Here is a 23,476-nt window from a genome sequence, read left to right as displayed (position 1 = left end):
TCTTCTTTTTCCAAGAGAACAGTCTGTCACAGCACAAACTGCATCAGCTATACAGCTATCAGCTTCTACAAACACAGTAAAATCTCTGTTTTCTGCAGGATCATTAATACTAAGATAATTGAGCCCCGCACGAGCTATCCTTGACCCAAAAATAATTCCCTGACACACGTGTCCATGGAAATCTTTAGCCTTTTTTAAATCCTGTTCAAAGTAATTTGTCATAATTTTGTCACTCCTCTAATCATTTTTTTAATGAGAAAAACCACCACTGTGTCCATACTTTACAGCCTGCATTTCAGCAACAACAGCAAGAGCTATCTCAGCTGTCTTTCTACCTCCAAGATCAAGACCTATAGGTGAATGGACATTATTAATCAATTCTTCCGGAATATTGAGAGCTCTAAGATTATCAAAATAACCTGCTACCCTCCTGACATTTCCTATCACCCCTAAGTATCTGGCAGGTGATGAAATAACAGCTTTAAGCACTGATTCATCAAATTCATGATGATGTGTTGAAACTACAACAAATGTATCTTTTGTAATCTCACAAGAGGATAATGTTTCAACTATATCCCCAAGAAGCAAAGTATCTGCTTGCGGAAATCTTTCTTTTGTAAGCATTTCCGGTCTGTTATCTATAATAGTTATACTGTACCCTAAAATTTTTGCAAACCTGTAAATGTTCAATGCAAAAGTTCCAGCTCCGACAATAATCAATTTGTCTTTATTGCTGAATGAATTTACAAATATTTCAGCTTTTGTATCATCTGAATTAATTAGTGCTTTTCGGGACAAACCTCTATGTATACAAACCTTAGCTTCTTTCTTTGCATTCTCTTCGAATATTCCACCTCCAAAACTTCCACAAAGCAACTCTCCATTTCTATCTACTAAAATCATTACTCCAGGGGACAAATTTTTTATCCCATCACAAGAGATAACGGTGACAAGTGCAACTTCTTCATTTGCCTCTTGCTTTTCTGTTGCCAGACGCATAAGATTTAATTCCATAAGATTTCCACCTTTCATTTGTCAATATTTCTTCGCTAATTAATTAGTGGTATACATGACCTTACTATTTCTCCATTATCAATTTTTGTATCTATAATTTTTACATTAATACCATATGCAGATTTAAGATTATCTTCTGTTACAACTTCATCTACATTGCCCACTGTAAACACATTATTTTTTTGCATAAATGCCACTTTTGTTGAACAAAGAAAAGCATGATTAGGAAAATGGGAGGTCATAACAACTGCTAGTCCTCTTTGAGAAAGTTTATTTATCTGTTCCAACACACGAATCTGATTTCCAAAATCCAAATTAGAAGTTGGTTCATCCATTATCAATATTTGTGACTGCTGAGCAAGAGCTCTAGCAATTAAAACCATTTGCCTTTCTCCGCCACTTATTTCTGTATATATCTTATCCTTTAAATAGGATATTTTTAGATCATCCATAGCCTTCTCTGCAATATGCTTATCCTCTTTCGTAGGAGAAGAAAACATTGAAAGATAGGCAGTCCTTCCCATCAATACAACATCAAAAACTTTAAATGGAAAAGGAGGCGTATGTGCCTGTGGTACATAACCAATAGCTTTAGCTAATTTCTTTCTATGCCAATTATGTATATTCTCTCCGTCCAAAAGTATTTCTCCACCCTTTAACTTTAAAAAACCTAATATCGTCTTAAAAAAAGTTGTTTTTCCCACACCATTCGGTCCTAATAAGCATAATATTTCTCCTGAATTTACATTCATAGATATATTTTTCACTATAGCGCTTGCACCATAACCAGAGATAGCGTTTTTAACCTCTAGTCTCATATCCATCCTCTCCTTCCTTTAATCAAAAGATAAATAAAAAAAGGTGCTCCAATCAATGATGTAAGAATCCCTAGAGGAATTTCCATAGAAAAGGTACAACGAGCTATATCATCAACTAATAGAAGAAAGGTACTTCCAATCAATAACGAAGAAGGTAATAGCACTTTAAAATCAGGTCCCACAACCATTCTAGCTATGTGAGGTATTATAAGTCCTATCCATCCAATCATGCCACTAATTGATACAGCTCCTGCTGTGATTAAAGTCGAACAAATTATAATAACCACTCTCAACTTTGAAGTATCGATGCCTAGAGCCTTTGATTCTTCCTCTCCAAAGGAAAGTACATTAAGCTTCCAACGTAATAAAATTAGGGGTATAATCCCTACAATCAATGGTATTAACAATATCTTGACATCTTTCATAGTAACAGAAGAAAGTCCCCCCATAAGATAGAAAGTTATAGCTGGAAGCTTGTCATATGGATCTGCCACATATTTTGTAATTGAAATAAAAGAAGAAAACAAGGCTGAAACAACCATACCTGTAAGTACAAGTACTAATGTGGCATTATTACTTCTTCCTATAATCATACTTATTAAATAAGTTACAGCCACTGCGGTAAGCCCAAATAGAAATGCTAAGATCTGTACACCAAAATCACCAAATGACAAAAGAATTCCAAGTGCTGCACCGAATCCAGCACCAGCAGAAGCCCCAAGTATGTCTGGAGATACCATTGGATTTTTAAATAGGCCCTGATAGCTAGCACCAGCCACAGATAAAGCTGCTCCAACCATTAACGCCGACAAAATTCTAGGAATCCTAACATTGAAAAGCACCGTTTCAATAGTACTAGATTCTCCTGTATTGCTTTGAAAAACTTTTGATAATATAGCATTAAAAAATTCTGGCAAGGATATTGCATATCTTCCTATAACCAAGGAAATTATTATAGCCAATATAGGCAAAGTAGCCATAATAACCATAAAATAAGTTATTTTTCTTTGTTTCAATTTTAAATTTTCTGATGAACCAGTTAATTCTAATGGTTCTAACATATATATCCTCCTCATTTTACAATCCATGACATAATTAATCGTAAACGATTAATATATAACTATTAAATATAATTTATCATAGTTTTATAATGTTATGTTTTGATGTATTGTGTTATTTTAAGTTATGTTTTGTTGTTTTTTGTTATGTTTTGTTGTGTCTTGTTCATTATACCAAGAGTGTTTGTAAGAAATCAAGTAAAAGATATATTTTCTACAAACAAATTGTCCATAACATTCCACTTAATACTACTTTTATTTTCTATATAAACAAGAAAGTGCCTTTGGCACTTTAGCCATCAGCGGTCAGCCATCAGTGCTAGGGTCAAGTCTTACAAGTCAAAGTTTTAACTACACATAAAGATAGCTTATATAATAGTTAAATTCAAAAGTAGCCTTTCCTAATACAAAATAAACTGGCCAAAGTGATTATAAAAATCACCTTAACCAGCTTTTTTAAATTCTTTATTTAATTAGAACTTCAACCTCAGCCCCATCCCTACTGTCCTTCACAAATTGGCTGTTGTAAAGCTCCGCATAGAAGCCATCTTTGGCAAGCAGTTCGTCGTGGTTGCCGCTTTCCAGTATATCGCCGTCTTTCATTACCAAAATTAGATCTGCGTTTTTGATGGTAGACAGCCTATGGGCAATAACAAACGATGTATGGCCAACCATCAGGCGATCCATCGCCTCCTAAATAATAAGTTCGGTACGCGTATCTACCGAGCTTGTCGCTTCATGTAAAATGAGCAATGGTGCATTTTGAATTATGGCACGGGCAATGGTCAAAAGCTGTTTTTGTCCTGCCGAGAGGCTTGCTTTATCATTAAGCACCGTGTTATAACCGTCCGGCAACGTCCGGATGAAATGATATATTCTCATGTAACTTGCTTAAGGACTCAACAGGCTAAAGCCTATAAAAAAGGCTATGCACTAATTACTTAGTGCAACAGCCCCATCTTTATGTACCCCTACTCAAATCCTTCAATTCTAAAACCACAATCTATCTCATTCCACTATTTTTACTGCTCCTAATAGCTATGTGCCTAATAGTTGAATGCGTTCCATATTATAATCTCGACATACTATTTTTCTTTCTCTACGATTGCTACCGATTTATGAAACAACATTGTGATTGGCACTAGAAGCACTGCACATGCAGTTCCTGCCATCATAGATAATAAAACATATGGCCAATTTGCTCCATTTACTGCAAAGAAACAGGCGACAAATCCAAATATAAACTGTGTTTGATTTAACCATGCAGTTTTGCCAAGTAGTAAATGATGTACTAATATGGCAACAGTGGTTACAAGTCCAACGCCTACAATAAGTGCACTAGTTAAACCCATGCCGATAGAAACCATAAAGAAGCCTACTACAATATTATAAGCGATACCCCAAATCACACCACAAGCCTCATTAGTAAAGTATTTAGGGAGTTTTTTCAATTCTCCTTGTGAAGCCAAAGTAATTGATAATCCGACAATGAAAGCCCACGAAAGGCCAGATGCTTCCTTTGGCAAAAGCGTATACACTCCATTTACAATTCCTATAATTGCACCTGTTACAACCGCCATTTTGATGACGAATGATTTATCCATTTTTTCCTCCTTAATCAATTTAGATGTACCCCTAGGGCACTTAGGGATACTTCTCCATTTTTTACTATTTTTATCTTACCACACATTTAATGATAAATCACTGTATTTTTATAATAATCGTGGCTTTGGAGGCGGTCAGTTTTTCACTGTTTCAATTGTTCCATAAAAATGCAAATTCTAAGACAAGGCCATCTAGTGTAGTTGCTCTTAGATTATCAATCCATGGGGCATGATAGAACTGGCACCCCTCTCCAGATGAATTTAAATATATGAAGGGAGATAATAAAGAAAAAGACTTCACACTTTACGAGTAAATTCTCATAAACTATGAAGCCTTTTTATCACTGTGATAATAGATTATTTGATATTTATGTTTTGGTATTTGTATTTGCTTTATATACCTTTTTTATCGCACTATTAGTAGTAACAATTTCATTAATAAATTTTTTCTGTTCTTCTTTTGATGTTGGTGATGTAATTTTTTTAAATATATTTTCCATTTTAACATAATCCTTCATAAATGAATCCAAGCTTGCATCTATCATTTCCTGCTCTGTAATATCTGAGAAATCTACGTAATAACCGGCTATTTGAGCTAGATACTCTACAAAAACCCTTTGAGTCCTACCATTACCCTCCCTGAATGGGTGAATTGCATTTAATTCCCCTAAATAATATGACAAACGCTTAATTACAGAATCTATCGATACCCCTATTAAATAATTTTCATGTTTTAAATTCTCAAATAACTCTTGTAACAGTTTATCAACAAACATGTAATTACAAAACTGAGTTCCCTTTGAGATATCTACAGTTCTCGTTTCACCAGCCCAATCGTATAAATCACGAAATATATGCTTATGAATATCTTTTAAGTGTTTAACATCCATATTTCCTTTAACAACCTTCATCTTCAAATCTAATATTTTAATAGCAGTAATCTGTCTTTCAACCTCTTCAAGGTGATCTTCATCTTTAATATTCAATTTATTTCTTAACACATAACTATTTGGATAACAATATTTATTATCCCATTCATATTCATAATAATGACTCATAGCTGTCACCCTTATTTTTGAGTATGTTTCTTAATCAAATCTTTAATTAGTTGCTCGGATGATATTTGCCCAGTTGCACATCGATGTAACATCTTAATTTCATTAGTTTTTAGCTTTAATCCTTCCAGAGCCATTGTACCTTTGACCTCACGAACCTTTTGTGCAGATGTTCTCATAGTATCAATCCTTTCTTATAATTATTATAACATATATATTAATTGTAATCATTATTTTAAAACAGTCGACGATTGCTGCGACCAATGCATCGCCAGCTCCAATACTAGAATGCACTTCAATATTTAATCCCGCAACTCGAATAACCCTTTATTCATGTAAAAACAATGCGCCTTTGTGTTTTACCATAGAGATTAGTTTTCTATAAGCAGGTAGCTCTACACCTGGGCAAACACTACCTGCCGAATAATTCTATTTAAGAACGTATCATTATTTTCTGCAACATATGCTTCAATACCTGTTGTATCATAAATCAACATAGAAGCAAGATTCTTATCAATACGCTCACATATGAGTTCAGTGAGATCAACAAATTCATGAAACGGGTTGACTAAGGAATATAAAATTAAAAGTAGGAAGAGGTTTAATCTTAACAACCTCCCGTACAAAACGCTTTATTTCCTTAGTTTCTCTTTCCTCATTTTTTAGGGATTCCTCAGCGCAAGCTAATAACTCATATTCTCGACGTAATTGTCCCTTTAAGTCCTCATACTTATTCTTATTATCATTACTCATTAAAAAGCTAAAGACCCTTGAATGCTTTAATTTTTTAAATCCTTCTCTAGTTTTTCTATATTGAGCTTAGTTACTTTAACTTCATTTTCTAAAAATATTCTTGCATCAGGTGCTTTTTTATGGAAGCGAACTGCAAAATTTCTCATTCCCTTTGCAATGGCAGTAAGTTCTTTTAAGCGCTGCTCAGCTTCATTGCATAATATCTTGCTCTTTCATAGATGTAGTTTGCTTGGCTACTGCCGTTTATGGCAAGATTGATGTGGTACATTGCTTTTTCGATATCATTATTCTTTTCATATGCACGTGCAGCTAAATAATTAGTATATGCTTTAATATCATGATTATATGGAACATAGTCAAGACTCTCTTTTGCATATTTCAGCGCTTGGGATAATTATATAATTTCAAATAAATAAGAGTTAATTGAGGCGATTTATAGGATATTCGTAACCTGGTAAGGATTGGTGTTGTTGAAGAAAAGCAATCATAGTTTTTTACATGAAGTCCATATTTTAATTATTCACGAAACTGTGTTAGACTATGCAGAGTGAAGAATTTTGGAGGAATATTATGATTACAGATATGACACAGGGAAATCCTACAAAGACAATAATAAAATTTGCCTTTCCTTTTTTAGTAGGTAATTTATTTCAACAATTATATAATATCGTAGATTCTGTCGTTGTTGGAAGGTTTATAGGAACGGATGCATTAGCGGCTGTAGGTTCTTCGTTTATGATTATGAACTTCTTTTCTTTTGTCATAATAGGATTATGCATGGGATCAAGTGCTGTGTATTCTTTTTTCTTTGGAAAAAAAGATTATGTAAGTCTAAGAAAATCCGTATTTATTTCCTTTTTTTCCATTGGGATTTTTACAATAGTTCTTTCTATCTTAATAATATTAAATACCAATAATATGTTGCTTTTAATAAAAACTCCTCAAAGCATACTTGAAGGTTCACAGGATTATTTAGAGATTATTTTTGGAGGACTTATATTTGTCTTTCTCTTTAATGCCTGTTCTGCTTTACTTCGGTCTGTAGGAGATTCTAAAACGCCCTTATATTTTTTAATATTGTCGGCAGCTATTAATATTGTGCTCGATTTAGTATTTGTCGTTGAATTCAATATGAATGTTGAGGGAGTAGCCATAGCAACTGTAATTGCCCAGGCTGTTTCATCTATACTATGTTTCATCTATGCTTTTATCAAAATACCTCTTATTCGATTGCACCGTGAGGATATGGTTTTTGATAGGGAAATATCTACTATGGTAGCGAAATACAGCATCCTTACCTCTTTACAACAATCGATTATGACTTTTGGAATGGTTTGCGTTCAAGGCATTGTAAATACCTTTGGTCCAGATACGATTGCAGCTTTTACAGCCGCTGGAAAGATCGATTCAATAGCCTACCTACCAGTTCAGGATTTTGGAAATGCATTTTCTACATACATAGCTCAAAATAAAGGTGCCAAAAATAATGAGCGAATACATGAAGGAGTTAAATCAGCTGCACGTACAATAATAGTTTTTTGCCTTGTACTTTCAACACTCATTTTTATAAACTCTGAGAATCTCATGAGAATATTTGTAAAAGCAAATGAGAGCAATGTAATAAATTTAGGCGTAGAGTACCTAACCATAATATCCGTATTTTATATGCTAATCGGCTTTTTATTTATGTTTTATGGTTATTTCAGGGGCATTGGAGCCCTAAATATCTCTTTAGTACTCACCGTTATCTCTTTGGGAACTAGAGTTCTTATGGCGTACGTATTATCTAGTATTCCTACTCTAGGTCAGCGGGGGATATGGTGGTCCGTTCCTTTAGGTTGGGCTCTTGCAGATAGCGTTGGACTTATTATATATAAGAGGTTGAAATGAACTACTTTGTAATTTTTTAATATATGGCGTATATCTCAATCGTTAACGCATAGAAATCTTCGTGCTTACGGTGCTCTAGATGACCTTAGTGCGCTTTGCGCACAATTTGAATTAATGATTTTGAATTGAGAATTAGGCCTTAGATTAAACTTTACACTTAAAAAATTTGGCATTCTTAATTCTGCATTAATTTTGTCCTTATGGGTGTGTATGTCAATACCTCATCAACTCTATGAGATTGTATAAGGTGAATTTCTGATATCTCTATTTGAAGATTTGGTATTTCTTTCGAAAGGGTTTCTATATCTATCTTCTCATCTAGAATTACTTTTCTTCCTAGGGTGAGATGTGGTGTGTAGGGTCTGTCCTCCAATAGAAATCCGTTTTTACGTAATTTTCTGCTCAGCTCCTCGTATAAACGTTGGAGTTGAGCGCTTTCCTTAAATCCAATCCAGTAAATGTCTCCGCCTCTGCTCCTAAATTTGCCCAATATATCTAGTTCAATCACAAAAGGGTTCATGTCAATACTGTTCATTATCTCTTCTATTTTTATGATTTGCCTTTCATCTATTTCCCCTAAAAAGGCAAGGGTCAGGTGAAGGTTTTTTTTGCGAGTAAAATTGCCTTTTATTGAATTTTTCTTTAGTCTGTGAATTGTTTGACCAACTTCCTGTAGTATCTCTTCTTGAAAAGTAATTCCTAAAAATAGTCTCATTTTTATTCTCCTAAATAACTTATTGTTTCATTCTATTTTATTATTCCCTACTGATCAATATTTTAAAGTAGTTTTAAAGACAAATTATAAATAGTAAAATAAAATCTCTTTTACTGAAAAGGTTTGCAATAAATAGATATTTATTTCCAGTCAACTCAGTTTATGGTATTATAAATACTAGTTATAGAACATAATTCCTATAATATTTTAAAGAACGAATGAGGAGTGATACTATTGAAAATGCTTTATCAAGGAAAAACAAAAGATATATATGATAAAGGCGACGGCAATTACTTATTAAAATTTAAGGACGATGTCACTGGTACAGATGGTGTCTTTGATCCAGGTGCTAATACAGTTGGCTTATCTATTGAAGGAGCTGGTAGGGCCGGACTAAAACTTACAAAGATGTTTTTTGAAAAAATTAATCAAGCTGGAATAGCAACTCATTTTGTAGATGCAGACATTGAAAATGCCACCATGACTGTAAAACCGGCAGAAGTTTTTGGCAAAGGTGTAGAGGTCATATTACGCTATAAAGCTGTTGGTAGTTTTTATCGAAGATACGGAATGTATTGTGAAGAAGGGCAAGAGCTAGACTCCTATGTAGAAGTAACTTTAAAAGACGATAATCGAAATGACCCTCTTATTACGGATGAGGCTTTAGAAATGTTAGGAATTATGACGAAAGAAGAATACACTCTACTAGTTGATTTGACAAAAAAGATCGGAAATATTATAAAAGAAGAATTAGCAAAGAAAGATTTGGAGCTCTACGATATTAAATTTGAATTTGGTCGTGTAGGAGCAGATAAACACGTGGCTCTAATTGATGAAATTTCAGGTGGAAATATGAGAGCTTACCGTGGTAGCGAGTATATTGAGCCCCTTGCCTTAGAAAAAATCATGCTTGCCGAGTAACATAATAAAGTGCCCTTGGCTCATTAGTCGCTAGTCATTAGTCTTTAGTCTTTAGTCACTAGCATTTGGGTATTCCTTTTGGGTCAAGATCCTTCGCTTACGCTCAGGATGACTGAGCTAGAAGTTAAGGTTAAAAGTAGAGCTTTCCTAATATATAAATATAATAACAAAACCTCTAAAATTAAATACTTTAGAGGTTTTGTTATTATTAACATAAGAAATTTTGGTTAAATATCATACTACATGCTATATTTATTATTGCTTCTGTTAAGCAGCTTTTCTTTTACTGTAGGATATAGGTTAAGATTGGTATGTGGTAAAAATTTGGCTGCGTACATCTTAGTTAAAAAGTCAGCTGCTTCTTCTAATTGCAAATAATTCATGCTTGCGTATATTTCTTCAACCTTTTCTATGAGTTCCCTATTCATAAGGAGCGCATATGCCCCCTGTAGAGAGCCATTTCCTATGCGAACAAATCGATCACGAGGTAGGTCCGGATATAACCCTATGGTAATAGCAGATTCTAAATTCATATACTTTCCAAAGGCACCCGCCATGTAGACCCTTTGAACCGCAGAGGCTTCTACTCCTGAATTTTCAAGAAGAATTTCTATCATAGTGTTTGCAGCAGCTTTGGTATCTAAGTACATAGCAATATCCGTTTCAGTAAATAGCAACTCTTCTCCTGAAGCAGACTCGTGTTCCCATGCATAGGCTACAGCCCAATCTCCTTCCCTTTTCACAATGCGATCTGATTTGCCTTCATTAAATCTTCCTCCAAAGTCAATCCAACCTTCTAAAAGCATTTCAGCTATAAGATCTACAATACCTGATCCACATATGCCCACAGGTTTTCTGTTTTCAATAGTAGTTAAGATCATCTCATTATTTTGAATTTTCACTGTATCGACTGCACCAGGCTTAGCCTGCATGCCGTGTTTGCTTATCCCACCTTCCAAGGCAGGTCCTGCTGCTCCAGCAATAGTAAGCAAAAATCGATCGTTTCCAAGTACCATTTCTCCATTAGTGCCAATGTCAATATAAAGAGCCATTTCACTTTTTTCTGTCATATCCGAAGCTAAAATGCCACTTACCACATCACCGCCTAAATAATTGGCTACAGAAGGAAATGCATATAGCAAACCATTAAAGGGTAAATCTAACAATTCAGAACGAAGAAATCCAAAATGATTAAAGGTTGGCGTATAAGGTGTATGAAATATAAACCATGGGTCGATTCCTAATAAGAAGTGTACCATAGTTGTATTGCCTCCAAGGACCATAATATCGCAGTCCGTAGATAAAATTCCTGTATTTTTCTCAAGCTTTTCCATTAAGGTTCTAATACTATCTATTGTATATTTTTTGATCTCTTGTAAATGTTCTTCTTTGCCTTTTGCATAGAATATGCGACTTAGTATGTCTTCACCAAAGGCTATTTGATTATTAAATACGCTATCTTCTGCTAGAATCGTACCAGTATTTAAATCAATTAATTGCATAAAAACGGTAGTACTGCCCAAGTCTACTGCATATCCATAGTGTTTTTGAGTAGTGTCTCCTTTTTCAATTCTCACTAACTCCCAATAATCCCCAGTCCATATAAGGGATACTGTAATCTGCCAATTGGATTCCCTAAGAACCTTATAATATTTAATAAGGGTCTCCATTGAGAATTTAATGTGATTGAATTGAGGTATAAGTGCCCTTACAATTCGATCCCTATCACCAATAGTATCTGCGCCACCTGGCAAATCTAGTTCTAAAAATACTTTTTGACTTAATGATTTTTTCATTATACTCATTCCTTAATGGTTCATATAGTAGTGAATTCGATTTTATTATAATGATACCCCTTTTCAAACTATGAAAACATTAGACAAGAATAAAGATATCACCTTTCTATTTTTTAATTATATTTCCAAATTTTCAAAATATAAACACATTAAGAAAGTGCCTTCGGCACTTTAGCCATCAGCGATCAGCTGCCAATCGCCAGTGCTAGGGGCAAAATCCTATTAAACGAAAAAAGGAGTTAAAGTATGTACTTTAACTCCTCTAAATATTACACTTATTAGTGACTACATCTGCAATTATGAGAATGGCCTTCATGACTGTGTCCTGAACAGCTTGGAAGTTTTGATTCAAGGGTACCGTCAATATAATCTTGAATTGCTTTATCGATGTCTCCTTTTACTCCAACAAAAATCTCAAAACCTTGTTCTTTTAGCTTTTGGTACATACCACCGCCTATACCATCTACGATGACTGTTTTTACTCCATAAGTAGATAGAAAAATAGGAAGCATGCCATGTTGAAAGCCTGTTGCGTCAACTACTCTTTTAGTAGCCAGACATCCATCTCCTACTTCTACTATGCTAAAATACTGACATTTACCAAAGTGTTCTGAAATATTATGTCCTTCTGTTGCAATTCCAATAATCATACCAATACCCCCCTTAAAATTATTTATACTCTAATTATACCATTTATATCCTTTTAATCAAGCTTTTCAAAAACAATATGATAATATTAAGTTATTTTAAAAATAAATATTATCTTAAATATAAGATAATACATCTGCCTTCGTTACGATACCCTTTAGACTTCCGTCTTCCTCTATTACTCCAATAGGGTATTTGGTTTCGGCTGCCATAGGGATGATGTCTGTAAGTAGAACATTAGGGGTGGTTGTTTCGATGTCTTTTATTAATACATCAGATATGGTAAGACCTTCTTTATTGGCTCGCATAGCATCATCTATAGTGATTACCCCTTGTAGGAGCATTTTGTCTTTAACCACATAGGCAGTAGAAACTTTGTTTGATCTCATGACTTTCATTGCATACGCTGGGGTATCTTTTAAGCGGACAATGCTATCAGGCGTCGACATGACGTTTTTAGCTGAGATGACTTGAGTTTTATCTGCACTGTCTATAAATTGAGTCACATAATCGTCTTTTGGATTGGAGCTCATTTCCTCTGGAGTGTCTACTTGAATAACCTCTCCGTCTTTCATAATAGCTACTTTGTCCCCTAATTTAAAGGCTTCATTAATATCGTGAGTAATAAAAATTATAGTCTTATCTAATTTCTTTTGAATGGACAACAATTCAAATTGCATATCTTTTCGTACTAGAGGGTCTAATGCAGAGAATGGCTCATCCATTAGAAGGATTTCAGCATCGCTCGCAAGAGCTCTTGCAATTCCTACCCTTTGTTTCATACCACCAGACAAACTTGTTATAGGCTCCTTTTCATACCCTTCTAAGCCCACCATTTCAATCATTTCAAGGGCCTTTTTATAGCGTTCTTCCTTAGATACTCCTTTTATTTCTAGGCCGTAAGTTACATTTTCTATGACATTTCTGTGAGACATAAGGCCGAAGTTTTGAAATACCATAGATATTTTGTTACGCCTATAGTCAATTAACTCTTTTTTGCTAAATTCATTGATGTTTTTTCCTTCAATATATATATTTCCTTTTGTAGGCTTATTAAGCATATTAAAACATCTTACTAGGGTAGACTTGCCAGATCCAGATAGACCAATAATAACAAAGATCTCTCCTCTTTTAATATCTAAAGATACATCCCAGAGTGCTATGTTTACACCTGTCTTTTTATAAATTTCATTTTTATCTACTCCAGATTGTTTTAATTTTATGGTTTTGCTCTTTTCAGCACCGTAAAGTTTATATAGATTTTTGACACTTAATATACTCTCATTACCTGTCATTCGCGTTCACCTCACTCTTTTTCACTAGACCTTGAGTTATTCTGTCGAGTATTACAGCTAAAATTACTACAGATATACCTGATACAAGGCCTCTACCTATTTCAACACGGTTTACACTGATTAGTACTTCCATACCAAGACCAGTTGCTCCAATCATAGATGTAGTGACGACCATACTCATAGCCATCATGATAGTTTGATTAACACCTGTCATAATCGTAGGTAATGCTTGTGGAATTTGTACTTTGATTAATGACTGTAATCTTGTTGAGCCAAAGGCAATACTTGCCTCTACAACTTCTTTATCGATTTGCTTGATTCCGTGGCTTGTCATCCTTATAATCGGAACGATAGCGTAGATCGTCGTTGCGATTACAGCTGGAGGCTTACCTAGTCCAAAAAATAGCAAGGCTGGTATTAAGTATACAAATACAGGCATGGTTTGCATAGTATCCAAAATAGGGCGAACAATTCGATCTGCTCTATCGCTCATAGAAATGAAAATTCCTAAGGGGAATCCTAAAATTAAAGAAATGAAAACCGATGCGATGACAATGGATAATGTTTCATTCATAAGACTCCACAAGCCTAACAGTCCTACGAATAATAATAAAACAGCGTACAAAATTCCTTTTCGCACATTATTAGTTACCTTCCATCCTGCAATAAACACGAGCAAAATAAAGATAAACCATGGAATACTATTTAACACAAAATAAATGCCATTGACAAAATTGCTTAATGCTCCACGAATCGCATTAAATATATTATCGTGTTTCACACTAAAATCTCTTACAGACTGGTCTATAGCTTGTAAATCTAGTGGGATTCTAAAGGGTATTTCTTTAAACCATCCTATAGTTGAGGTTGCAGTATCATCATTAAGAGACGATCTTAAAGTGGTAGCATCTTCTTCGTTTAGCCATTTATCGATTAGCTCATCGTGTTCTTGCAAGAACCATTTGGCTGTTTCTTTGTAGTTCGCTCCAGTCTCTTGCATATAGGCTAAGGCCTCTGAAGTTAATGCGCTTGAAGTTTGATAATTACTTAAAAACTCTACCATTTCTGGGTTATTATCATAAAATTCATTGCTCACACCTACAGTTACTTTTACAGGTGGGAGTGCTGTCTTTCCTGCATTATATGTAGCTGGATCATAGGGTTCATCTTGTAATAAGACCATATCATACATACCCATAAGCCACGTTGGCTCCCAGTAATAGGCTACAATGGGTTCTCCTCTATCGTATGCTCCAGTGATGGCAGATGCTAAAGCGGAATCAGAGCCTGGCCTAAAATAAATGAAATTTTCGTCTAGACCATAATGTAAAAATTTATTATGTAAGATTTTGTCTACTTCCCAGCCTGGAATCCCGCCATAGATTCGGCCTTTACTTTGAGATTCTGCATCAGGAAACACATCAGGATACTTTTTTAGATCCTCTACTGTCTTTAAGTCTGGTGCACTTGGCTCAATTCCCCTTGTCTTATCACCTTCGATAACGTATCTCGGCACATAAAAGCCTTGGTAATTATCATCAAAATTGATGCCCAAATCCTTTAATTTACCTGCCTCTACATCTTCATCGTAGGTAGCCAGATTGTTTGTCCACTCTTCCATATGGACATCTATTTCACCGTTTATCAATCCTTCGTGAAGCACAGTAGACGAGCCTGGGACCTCTCTCCAAGAGTATCCATAAAGCTCCTCTGCTATAAAACCAGCTACCGCATTGTGAAATTTTACGCTGTCCCAACCTGCATCAGCAAATGCAATTTCTTTATTAGGAGTATCTGCATAGCCTACTGAAAAAGAACACATTAGTGCTACTAACAGTAAAGCAAACACAACTTTTCCCTTATTTTTCATTCTTCTCATCTTTTCACCTTCCTCTAATTCTTTATTTAAATAAATGAGTAGGGGTACTATGTTGGAAGCTAAAAATAGGCGCAAAAAAACTATGGTATTCCTAAGTGGAGCTCCATAGTTCTTTAAAATGTAAAGCGCACTACAACTCCCCTTTACGCATACGAGGTTAGCTGTCGGGTTAGGGATAAAGGGTAACCCATCCTAAAAGTAAAAGGATTCACCCCAGATACTTGGTTCCCCCGCTTCTATGTATAGAATTAAGCGTTTAAAATTTATTTAAATATTATATTACTACTATATCACTATATATCATTTATTTCAAATTTTCCCTGGAATACTAAAAACCTGCACTGATTTTTTCTGAAGTACAGGTTTTTTAAAATCATATTTATTTTTGTAAATCTTCAATGGAATCAATCTCCATATATTGTGGTACTACTAATCCATTTTTTGTCCCCCTGAGATTTGGGCCAAGGTCCATAAGGTCTTCCTTATAAGCATTGTAATATTCTATGTGGGTGCTTGGAAGCCAAGCGCCTACCATTGCGTCGGAACTGCCGTTAGAAATACCAGCGTACATTGGTCCAACTTCTACTTGAGTTAATGATACATCATAGCCATTTTGATCCAGTACCTTTCCAATTACATTTGTACTAGCAATCTCTGTGTCCCAGGCTACTAAAGCTAGGTCAATACTTTCCCCATTTGCCTTCTGAGCACCATCTACCCACTCTGCCACCCTATCAGGATTTTCCTTAATCCATTTTTGGGCTGCTTCTTCTGCACTCATTCCACCTGTAATGTAAGCCATGACATCTTCTAGGTCCTTTGGCTCCCAAGAGAATTGATCGAGAATGGTATATGCACCAGGAGCATCTTCCTTAAGACCCTTTCGAACAAGGGTATGAATATCTTCGGCCCCACCAAAGGTACCTTTTGGATCTTCTAGAAATTTGAGATCAAAAGAAGAAAACTTCCAGTGGGGGGACCAGCCTGTTACAATAATTGGCTTTTGTGCATTATAAGCTTTTTTAAGTTCTGTTGTCATAGCAGCAGAAGAGCCTTCTATAAGATTCCACTGATCTAATCCATATTCTTTTACAGTTGTTCGAGCTTGCTCCATAATTCCTGCACCCGGCTCAATTCCTATGATTTTATACCCTACTGCAGCTCCAATGCTATTTTCATCTTGAATTGCAGAAGCGTCATCACCTAAGGGAATTGCTAGCACAATAGATGTACCAGCAATTAGTAAAGCCAATATAGAAAAAACTACTTTGGGTTTTATAATGTGCTTATAAGTTGGGTTACGCAAGTTTTGTGAAATTCTATCAAGAATGATGGCTATAAAAACGATGGATAATCCAGCCTCAAAACCTCGTCCAACGTCAATTTGACTGACCGCTCGATACACATCTGCTCCAAGCCCTGGCGCTCCAACTAGTGAAGCTGTTACAACCATTGATAGAGCTAGCATAATACTTTGGTTTACCCCTGCCATAATTGTAGGCATCGCTAGTGGCAATTGAATTTTAAAGAGTTTCTGACTTTTGCCTGAACCAAAAGCGTCTGCAGCTTCAATTAAATCTTTTGGTACCTCATCAATCCCCAAATTGGTCATACGAATGGTCGGAGCAATTGCAAAAATAAAGGATGCAATAATACCCGGAACAACGCCAATTCCAAAGAATAAAATAGATGGAATTAAGTATACAAAGGCAGGCATTGTCTGCATAAAATCAAGAATAGGTGTGACAATCCTGTTTACGGTTTTTTGTTGGGCGCACCATATTCCCACTGGAATCCCCACAAGGATGGTCAGTAATCCAGACACTAAAACAATAGACAAGGTCTGAATACTTGATTCCCAATAACCAAGGTTGTCAATTAAAAGCAGGCTCACTACCGAAAAAAAGCCTAGCTTCCATCCGCTCGTATAGGCAACCAAAAGAGCTAGAACAATTATTAAAACAATAGGAGATCCTACACTTAAGATAGCAACGATAGCATCTAATAGCCCTTCAATCGAATTGGTTAAAAGTATGAAAAGATTAGCAAATGTAATGGTGATCCAATCAACGAGAACATTAATCCACTCGCCTAATGGAATTTTGGGTATATTCATCATAATTATCGATCACTCTCCAAATCGTTCAAGGAATCTTTATTTCCCGCTAAAGCACCTACAACAGCGCCGCGGATTACAACTCCTTTTAATCGGTTTTCTGAATCAACAACAGATATGGGCAAGCTCGATGTTGCCATTTCATCCATAAAATCTCCAATTAAAGTATCTTGTGAAACAATTGGAATATCCGTTATCATGGCTTCAGAAATGGTTTGTTTTGAGTCAATGGCTTTTTTCGCCAGCTCTGCAGTTAGAGCACCTAATAGCTTTTGGTGTCGATTGACAATAAATATACTTGAGTATCCTTGCTTACGCATAATTTCTAAGGCAACTCTTGGGCCTCTGTCTACCCCGATTTTTTCAGCTCGTTTCATAACATGTGAAGCTGTTAATACCTTTGATAAGTCTACATCCTCTACGAATTTTTCAACAAAAGCATTAGCAGGGTTTATCATGATCTCCTCAGGCGTTCCTAGCTGAATGACGCTACCTTCTTTCATCAAAGCAATGCGGTCCCCTATTCGCAAAGCTTCATCTAAATCGTGAGTGATAAAAATAATGGTTTTTTTGTACTGCTCTTGAATTTCAATTAACTCATCTTGCATATCCTTTCGAATTAAAGGGTCTAAGGCACTAAAAGCTTCATCCATAAGGATAATATCTGTATCGCTTGCAAGAGCGCGAGCAAGACCTACCCTTTGTTGCATTCCTCCACTTAACTGTGATGGAAGCTGATGCTCGTAGCCTTTTAAACCAACGGATTTAAGGGCCTTCATTGCCTTCTCTTTTCGTTCTCCAGGATCCACCTTCTTAATCTCAAGGCCATACTCTGCATTTTCTAGTATTGTTTTGTGTGGAAATAGGGCAAAGTTTTGAAAGACCATGCTAATTCTTTTTTGTCTAATTTCTCTTAGTCTGCCTTCGTCCATTTTGACAATATCTTCACCCTTTATTAGAATTTCTCCAATAGTTGGATCAATTAGTCGATTGAACATTCGAATTAGAGTAGATTTACCACTTCCTGACAAACCCATGATTACAAAAATTTCACCAGGGTAAATCTTGAAATTAACATTATTTACACCAACAGTGTGACCTGTTTCCTTTAAAATTTCTTTTTTTGATTTACCTTCTTTTAGTAAATCAATTGCTGCCTTAGGAGATTTTCCAAAAATCTTCGAGACATTTCTGACTTCTACATACGGTTCCATCAAATCACCTCTTAGTTATCAATTTTCGCTCTACTTATTGTTTCCCACTTCTTTCTATGTATGACGATAAAGACTCATAATACCTAAGAGAAAAAATAGACAAAAAAAGACCCAAAGATGAATATATGGTTAGCTGTTGGGTTAGGGATAAAGGTAACCATCCTAAACAAAAATTATATTTTAAATAAAATGAATAAGGGGGAACTTTCGCCCTTATTCATTTACAGGTAATACTCCAGTATAATCTCTTGTTCCCTTAACATTTCACATACTGTATTTACGGCAACATCACTTGAAATACTAGCATAGGCCTTAAAGCTGCTAAATGGAGATTCTCCAATATTTACGATGATTATTTCATGAGGTTGATTTAAGAGTTTTAGCTTCTCTGCTTCATCATCATCGAGATTAAAGACAGAGGTTATCATTATTTGACCAGAATCCGTAAGAATTCTTGCCAATTCACCAATCTGTCTTATATGCTCCTCCCGATCTTCATAATTAAATGAATCTTGAGACATAAGTCCACTTAAAATACTAGAGATGCCTAAATAATAGGTTTTATAATTCATTCTAAAAAGTACCTCTTCTAATTCCTTCCCTATTTTCTCTATGACATGCTCGTTTCCTTCATTTCCAGAGGTTATGACGATAAATTTCGACTTATGACCGTAAGCTCCATTTCTTTGAGCTGATGAAATGAAACTTTTCTCCCATAAGAATTCTCTGTCCTGAATATGGTCTATTAAAGTATTGTCCCCACTAGTGACATTTTTCATAATAATCCCCCCACCAGAGATCTCATAATTGTCAACAATGACAAATCTTCCTGTTCCCTCTATTTCAGATATAAGATCAAAGGCGATAGGTTTTGTCGTCTCAAAAATACATTCTGATACATCATGCCTTTCTACCTGACCTTTATATGTATCGATATGAAGTTCTGCTGCATCGATAATATTTACTATTTCAATAAGCTTTACTCCTATTTTTGTCGTTCCCATTTTTAGCTTATACACTTTGTTTTTAATCAAGGGAGCCTGGCCTACCCAAAATACATTAGCCTTAAAACGAGAGCTTATTAATGAATGTTTTTCATTTGCTTTCACCATGAGTTCTCCTGGCCTTATGTAAATTTGAGTTTGTAGTGTGACTCCTATGGCTTCATCTGCATAAGCAATATCCTTTGGTACTGTATGAAATGATTCTATACTGTCTATGACACTCCGCTTCTGGGAAGGGAGAAAGACCACTTCATCTCCTACTCTTATAGAACCACTTAATATCGTACCAGCTACAATACGCCTGTCGTCACCTTGAGCTGTAAACTTATAAATGTCTTGAACAGGCATTCTAAGAGGTAATTCTCGAGTTTCTTTCTTATTCGCAAATCCGTCCAATTGCTCCAATACAGTTGGACCATTATACCATGAGGCTCTGTAGGATTTTTCTGCCACATTGTCTCCACAAAAAGCGCTAATAGGTATGAAATTCACTGGTTTAATATTTATCTTCCATAAAAATTCTGTAAATTCATTACGTATATTTTGAAATACTCTCTCGTCGTAATCTACTAGATCCATTTTATTTACTAGGACAACTACCTGATTAACTCCTAACATGGATACAATATGTCCATGCCTTTTAGAATTTTCTTTGATTCCTTCTTTGGCGTCTATGACCAACAGTGCTGCCTCTGCCCTCGATGCACCTGTCACCATATTCTTCAAGAATTCAATATGACCAGGGGCATCGATAATGATATAGTCTCTTTTCTTCGTTTTTAAAAAACTCCGAGCCGTATCAATAGTAATACCTTGAGATTGTTCATCTTTTAATGTATCTAAAAGAAAGGCGTATTCAAAAGGTTTCGAATTCTTTTTGCAGTACTCTTTTATAGACTCTAACTTTCCATCTGGCAGAGAATTTGTGTCGGCAAATAGTCTCCCTATAACCGTACTTTTGCCATGGTCCACATGACCAACGATAACGATATTCATCTGTTCTCTTAAATTCATTTACATATATCCTCCCTTTCTAAGGGTTTCAAGTCCTCCACCATCATCCTTATCTTGGGCGCGACCAGATCTTTCTGCTATATGTGCAAATTTTCCGCTTTTTAATTCATGGATAATCTCACTAATGTTTTTTGAAGTAGATTCTACTGGGGTAGTACATGGATAACATCCTAAGGATCGATAGCGTTTTCCATCTCCTTGATCAAAATACAAGGAGGTAATGGGTATATTTTCCCTATCAATATACTCCCAAATATTGAGTTCCGTCCAATCTAGAAGAGGATGTATTCTAATATGGGTTCCTGGCGCGAAATCCGTCTTGTACTGATTCCAGAATTCTGGAGGTTGATCTCCTACGTCCCAGTCATTTTCTTTATCCCTCGGAGAGAAGGTCCGCTCTTTGGAACGGCTCCCCTCTTCATCAGCTCTTACCCCCACAATAACACCTGTATATCTTTCTCGATTAGTATCAGGTATGTATTTACCCGTATTTAAATCCATAATATAGCGATTCCACTCTCCAGATAGAGTTTTTTTGAGAGCTTCCGACTTTAAAGACTGACAGCAGGTAATTCGATCCACTTTACCTTCAGGAAATGTATTTTTCTCTTGGATTGCTTGTTTGTTTTCCCCATAAATCATAGTTAATTTCCATTTCAATGCAAGTTCGTCCCTGTATTCAATCATTTCAGGTATTTTATAATGAGTGTCAATATGTACCAGGGGTATTGGGACATGACCGAAAAAAGCTTTCCTCGCCAGCCACAATAATACGGTACTGTCCTTTCCAATAGACCACAACATGCAAATATTTTTAAACTCTCTATACGCTTCTCTCAATATGTAAACACTCTGAGCCTCTAATTTATCTAAATGATCCATCTATAATCCCCCTGTTCTCTATTGTATTTCTTCAGGCAGTAAATCCCAGTGGAGCCCACATTCTTTTTTTTCAGGACTCTCCCACCACCATCTGCCACTGCGCACATCTTCCCCTTGATTCACAGCTCGAGTACAAGGTTTACAGCCTATACTTCGAAACCCTCTCTCATACAATTCACTATAAGGCACATTCTCCTTCTTTATATACGCCCATAAGTCTTCTTCACTCCAATTTGCAATGGGATTGATCTTGTAAAGAGAATGACTCTCATCCCACTGAAAGACGTCAATGGAACTGCGACTATCAGATTGTTCCCTCCTCAATCCGCAAATCCAGCCATCTAATGTGCCAAGTACTCTTTTTAAAGGACGAACTTTTCGAATCTCGCAACATTTCTTTCTTAACTCAACGCTTTTATAGAAGGAGTTAGGACCCATCTCTGATACAAGAGCTTCTACATCCTTTCCATATGGCCCATATACCTCGTAATGAAAATCATATTTTCTCATGGTTTCTTCCATAAGATCATAAGTCTCTTGAAAATGCCTTCCTGTATCGATAAAAAAGATTCTCATCTTTGGGTTTACTTTTAGCAGTAAATCCGTTAGTACTTGATCTTCTGTTGAAAGGCTAGAAGCCAAGGCAATTTTTGAAAGATCCATTTTCTCTAAAACAAATTGAAGGATTTTAGATGGTGTTTCTTGTTCGTATGTAAGGTTTATTTCTTTAAGATTTAAATTATTCATATGCTACTCCTCTCATCAAATCATATAATCATCAGGTATAAAAACTTTAAAATCTTTGGGGCGAACGAAAACGATTTGTTTCGTCATTAGTCCCAGATTTTTATAAGTTTCTTTACCAATTTCTGCTTCAATATATTCCTCATTATCTAGCCTTTTCAATTCAATATTTACGGTAGGACCTACTGCTCGTATAAACTGAATCTGCGCTGGGATGAACTCACTGCTATCAGATTGTAGTTTTATTTCAATATCATGGGGTCGTGTATAGCTGGTTATTTCTACCTTTCCATCATGAACTCTACGATGGAAAAGATTCACATTTCCAAGAAAGTTATAAACAAAGGGATTGATAGGATTGTCATATACCTCTTCCGGAGTACCAATTTGTTCGATTTGACCTTGATTTAAGATGACAATTCGATCAGCCACGTCTAAAGCTTCTTCTTGATCATGGGTAACAAAGACACTTGTTATTGGGTACTCATCGTGGAGTTTTCTCAGCCACCTTCGTAGATCCTTTCTCACCTTTGCATCTAATGCCCCAAAGGGTTCATCTAAGAGCAAGACCTTTGGTTCTACAGCTAATGCTCTCGCCAAAGCAATTCTTTGGCGTTGGCCGCCAGAAAGCTGTGAAGGGTACCTATTTGCTAGCCCTTCCATTTTTATGAGACCTAGGAGCTCATATACCTTTTTTGAAATCACATCTTTGTTAGGTCTTATCTTCGATGGTCTTACCTTTAAACCAAAAGCAATGTTTTCAAAAACCGTCATATGTTTAAATAATGCGTAATGCTGAAATACAAATCCTACTTTTCTATCTTGGGTATTTTTCTCTGTATGATCTTCTCCATTAAAGATAATGCTACCAGTATCTGGTGTTTCTAGACCAGCAATAATCCTTAGAAGAGTGGTCTTTCCTGATCCCGATGGTCCTAATAGAGCCACTAGCTCTCCTGTATTTATCTTTAAATCAATATGATTAAGGGCTTTGAAAGAACGGTGGATTATATAATTAAGTTAGCCACCATTATACAAAAAAACGCCACGTGAATT

General features: G+C 35.7%; 21 protein-coding genes, 2 pseudogenes and 1 riboswitch. Of the genes and pseudogenes, 2 read left to right on the top strand and 21 right to left on the bottom strand.

The window, feature by feature from the left end; translation table 11 throughout:
* The 10 genes and pseudogenes from Q7P22_RS11995 to Q7P22_RS11950 all read right to left on the bottom strand — a co-directional run.
* A partial coding sequence (locus Q7P22_RS11995; RefSeq protein WP_303864458.1) for a formylmethanofuran dehydrogenase subunit E family protein occupies positions 1-222 on the bottom strand: 222 nt, incomplete at its 3' end.
* 27 nt (positions 223-249) lie between these two features.
* Positions 250-1,014: an XdhC family protein gene (locus Q7P22_RS11990; RefSeq protein WP_303864456.1), complete on the bottom strand. Its 765-nt coding sequence runs from the start codon at positions 1,012-1,014 to the stop codon at positions 250-252.
* Positions 1,015-1,049: 35 nt separating this feature from the next.
* Positions 1,050-1,832, bottom strand: coding sequence for an ABC transporter ATP-binding protein (locus tag Q7P22_RS11985; protein ID WP_303864454.1), 783 nt, complete (start codon positions 1,830-1,832; stop codon positions 1,050-1,052).
* The gene (locus tag Q7P22_RS11980; RefSeq protein ID WP_303864452.1) at positions 1,829-2,893 is read right to left on the bottom strand and encodes an iron ABC transporter permease; all 1,065 of its coding nucleotides are present in this window, start codon (positions 2,891-2,893) and stop codon (positions 1,829-1,831) included. The genes Q7P22_RS11985 and Q7P22_RS11980 overlap by 4 nt, the downstream gene beginning before the upstream one ends.
* 462 nt (positions 2,894-3,355) lie before the next feature.
* Positions 3,356-3,766 (bottom strand): annotated as a pseudogene (locus Q7P22_RS11975) (ATP-binding cassette domain-containing protein); the annotation flags it as partial.
* A gap of 209 nt (positions 3,767-3,975) precedes the next feature.
* Entirely contained in the window at positions 3,976-4,494 is a 519-nt protein-coding gene (locus Q7P22_RS11970) for a DUF1097 family protein (RefSeq protein WP_303864450.1), read from the bottom strand.
* A 368-nt stretch (positions 4,495-4,862) separates the two neighbouring features.
* Entirely contained in the window at positions 4,863-5,552 is a 690-nt protein-coding gene (locus Q7P22_RS11965; protein ID WP_303864448.1) for a Fic family protein, read from the bottom strand.
* A gap of 11 nt (positions 5,553-5,563) precedes the next feature.
* Complete coding sequence (locus Q7P22_RS11960) at positions 5,564-5,728, bottom strand: hypothetical protein (protein WP_170128274.1); 165 nt, start codon at positions 5,726-5,728, stop codon at positions 5,564-5,566.
* A 234-nt stretch (positions 5,729-5,962) separates the two neighbouring features.
* A pseudogene (locus tag Q7P22_RS11955) lies at positions 5,963-6,097 on the bottom strand (ISNCY family transposase); the annotation flags it as partial.
* 4 nt (positions 6,098-6,101) lie between these two features.
* Complete coding sequence (locus tag Q7P22_RS11950) at positions 6,102-6,302, bottom strand: hypothetical protein (RefSeq protein WP_113921216.1); 201 nt, start codon at positions 6,300-6,302, stop codon at positions 6,102-6,104.
* A gap of 570 nt (positions 6,303-6,872) precedes the next feature.
* Here Q7P22_RS11950 and Q7P22_RS11945 point away from each other — a divergent pair.
* The gene (locus Q7P22_RS11945) at positions 6,873-8,192 is read left to right on the top strand and encodes an MATE family efflux transporter (protein WP_303864444.1); all 1,320 of its coding nucleotides are present in this window, start codon (positions 6,873-6,875) and stop codon (positions 8,190-8,192) included.
* A gap of 175 nt (positions 8,193-8,367) precedes the next feature.
* Here the strand turns inward: Q7P22_RS11945 and thpR are convergent, their stop codons facing one another.
* Positions 8,368-8,907, bottom strand: coding sequence for an RNA 2',3'-cyclic phosphodiesterase (gene thpR, locus Q7P22_RS11940; RefSeq protein WP_303864442.1), 540 nt, complete (start codon positions 8,905-8,907; stop codon positions 8,368-8,370).
* A 234-nt stretch (positions 8,908-9,141) separates the two neighbouring features.
* On the opposite strand from thpR, the gene Q7P22_RS11935 reads away from it, so the two are divergent.
* Positions 9,142-9,828 carry a phosphoribosylaminoimidazolesuccinocarboxamide synthase gene (locus tag Q7P22_RS11935; RefSeq protein WP_113921213.1) on the top strand — a complete coding sequence of 229 codons (687 nt, stop codon included), beginning with the start codon at positions 9,142-9,144 and terminating at the stop codon, positions 9,826-9,828.
* Between the two features lie 239 nt (positions 9,829-10,067).
* On the opposite strand, the gene Q7P22_RS11930 is transcribed toward Q7P22_RS11935, so the two are convergent.
* The 10 genes from Q7P22_RS11930 to Q7P22_RS11885 all read right to left on the bottom strand — a co-directional run bounded on the left by Q7P22_RS11930 (position 10,068) and on the right by Q7P22_RS11885 (position 23,431).
* A complete protein-coding gene (locus Q7P22_RS11930; RefSeq protein WP_242981756.1) occupies positions 10,068-11,624 on the bottom strand; it encodes an ASKHA domain-containing protein in 1,557 nt (518 codons plus the stop codon).
* A 278-nt stretch (positions 11,625-11,902) separates the two neighbouring features.
* Complete coding sequence (locus Q7P22_RS11925) at positions 11,903-12,274, bottom strand: NifB/NifX family molybdenum-iron cluster-binding protein (protein WP_113921211.1); 372 nt, start codon at positions 12,272-12,274, stop codon at positions 11,903-11,905.
* A gap of 114 nt (positions 12,275-12,388) precedes the next feature.
* On the bottom strand, positions 12,389-13,567 hold the full coding sequence (locus tag Q7P22_RS11920) for a glycine betaine/L-proline ABC transporter ATP-binding protein (protein WP_303864439.1): 1,179 nt from the start codon (positions 13,565-13,567) through the stop codon (positions 12,389-12,391).
* Complete coding sequence (locus Q7P22_RS11915) at positions 13,557-15,446, bottom strand: glycine betaine ABC transporter substrate-binding protein (RefSeq protein ID WP_303864438.1); 1,890 nt, start codon at positions 15,444-15,446, stop codon at positions 13,557-13,559. Before Q7P22_RS11915 ends, Q7P22_RS11920 begins: the two co-directional genes overlap by 11 nt.
* Before the next feature lie 131 nt (positions 15,447-15,577).
* A riboswitch (cyclic di-AMP (ydaO/yuaA leader) is annotated at positions 15,578-15,711 on the bottom strand.
* A 114-nt stretch (positions 15,712-15,825) separates the two neighbouring features.
* Entirely contained in the window at positions 15,826-17,565 is a 1,740-nt protein-coding gene (locus Q7P22_RS11910) for a glycine betaine ABC transporter substrate-binding protein (protein ID WP_278278702.1), read from the bottom strand.
* 2 nt (positions 17,566-17,567) lie between these two features.
* Positions 17,568-18,776 (bottom strand): glycine betaine/L-proline ABC transporter ATP-binding protein, encoded by a 1,209-nt coding sequence (locus tag Q7P22_RS11905; RefSeq protein WP_303864436.1) that lies wholly within the window; start codon positions 18,774-18,776, stop codon positions 17,568-17,570.
* Between the two features lie 221 nt (positions 18,777-18,997).
* Positions 18,998-20,794, bottom strand: a complete 1,797-nt coding sequence (locus tag Q7P22_RS11900; protein ID WP_303864434.1) for a GTP-binding protein — start codon at positions 20,792-20,794, stop codon at positions 18,998-19,000.
* On the bottom strand, positions 20,795-21,676 hold the full coding sequence (cysD, locus tag Q7P22_RS11895) for a sulfate adenylyltransferase subunit CysD (RefSeq protein WP_303864432.1): 882 nt from the start codon (positions 21,674-21,676) through the stop codon (positions 20,795-20,797).
* Positions 21,677-21,694: 18 nt separating this feature from the next.
* Positions 21,695-22,423, bottom strand: a complete 729-nt coding sequence (locus tag Q7P22_RS11890) for a phosphoadenylyl-sulfate reductase (protein ID WP_303864430.1) — start codon at positions 22,421-22,423, stop codon at positions 21,695-21,697.
* Between the two features lie 15 nt (positions 22,424-22,438).
* The gene (locus Q7P22_RS11885; protein WP_303864460.1) at positions 22,439-23,431 is read right to left on the bottom strand and encodes a sulfate/molybdate ABC transporter ATP-binding protein; all 993 of its coding nucleotides are present in this window, start codon (positions 23,429-23,431) and stop codon (positions 22,439-22,441) included.
* Between the last annotated feature and the right edge of the window lie 45 nt (positions 23,432-23,476).

The organism is Alkalibaculum bacchi (assembly GCF_937875145.1).
In the GTDB taxonomy this organism is placed as follows: domain Bacteria; phylum Bacillota; class Clostridia; order Eubacteriales; family Alkalibacteraceae; genus Alkalibaculum; species Alkalibaculum bacchi_A.
Note: the sequence above shows the minus strand (reverse complement) of the source record. Positions and strands in the feature narration are given on the sequence as shown.

Bases quoted from the DNA above. Each gene is read 5' to 3' on its own strand.
- Q7P22_RS11925 (WP_113921211.1), bottom strand. From the start codon at position 12,274: ATGATTATTGGAATTGCAACAGAAGGACATAATATTTCAGAACACTTT.
- Q7P22_RS11985 (WP_303864454.1), bottom strand. From the start codon at position 1,832: ATGAGACTAGAGGTTAAAAACGCTATCTCTGGTTATGGTGCAAGCGCT.
- Q7P22_RS11970 (WP_303864450.1), bottom strand. From the start codon at position 4,494: ATGGATAAATCATTCGTCATCAAAATGGCGGTTGTAACAGGTGCAATT.
- Q7P22_RS11960 (WP_170128274.1), bottom strand. From the start codon at position 5,728: ATGAGAACATCTGCACAAAAGGTTCGTGAGGTCAAAGGTACAATGGCT.
- Q7P22_RS11990 (WP_303864456.1), bottom strand. From the start codon at position 1,014: ATGGAATTAAATCTTATGCGTCTGGCAACAGAAAAGCAAGAGGCAAAT.
- Q7P22_RS11950 (WP_113921216.1), bottom strand. From the start codon at position 6,302: ATGAGTAATGATAATAAGAATAAGTATGAGGACTTAAAGGGACAATTA.
- Q7P22_RS11900 (WP_303864434.1), bottom strand. From the start codon at position 20,794: ATGAATTTAAGAGAACAGATGAATATCGTTATCGTTGGTCATGTGGAC.
- Q7P22_RS11965 (WP_303864448.1), bottom strand. From the start codon at position 5,552: ATGAGTCATTATTATGAATATGAATGGGATAATAAATATTGTTATCCA.
- Q7P22_RS11980 (WP_303864452.1), bottom strand. From the start codon at position 2,893: ATGTTAGAACCATTAGAATTAACTGGTTCATCAGAAAATTTAAAATTG.
- thpR (WP_303864442.1), bottom strand. From the start codon at position 8,907: ATGAGACTATTTTTAGGAATTACTTTTCAAGAAGAGATACTACAGGAA.
- Q7P22_RS11945 (WP_303864444.1), top strand. From the start codon at position 6,873: ATGATTACAGATATGACACAGGGAAATCCTACAAAGACAATAATAAAA.
- Q7P22_RS11910 (WP_278278702.1), bottom strand. From the start codon at position 17,565: ATGATGAATATACCCAAAATTCCATTAGGCGAGTGGATTAATGTTCTC.
- Q7P22_RS11915 (WP_303864438.1), bottom strand. From the start codon at position 15,446: ATGAGAAGAATGAAAAATAAGGGAAAAGTTGTGTTTGCTTTACTGTTA.
- Q7P22_RS11920 (WP_303864439.1), bottom strand. From the start codon at position 13,567: ATGACAGGTAATGAGAGTATATTAAGTGTCAAAAATCTATATAAACTT.
- Q7P22_RS11905 (WP_303864436.1), bottom strand. From the start codon at position 18,776: ATGGAACCGTATGTAGAAGTCAGAAATGTCTCGAAGATTTTTGGAAAA.
- Q7P22_RS11930 (WP_242981756.1), bottom strand. From the start codon at position 11,624: ATGAAAAAATCATTAAGTCAAAAAGTATTTTTAGAACTAGATTTGCCA.
- cysD (WP_303864432.1), bottom strand. From the start codon at position 21,676: ATGGATCATTTAGATAAATTAGAGGCTCAGAGTGTTTACATATTGAGA.
- Q7P22_RS11890 (WP_303864430.1), bottom strand. From the start codon at position 22,423: ATGAATAATTTAAATCTTAAAGAAATAAACCTTACATACGAACAAGAA.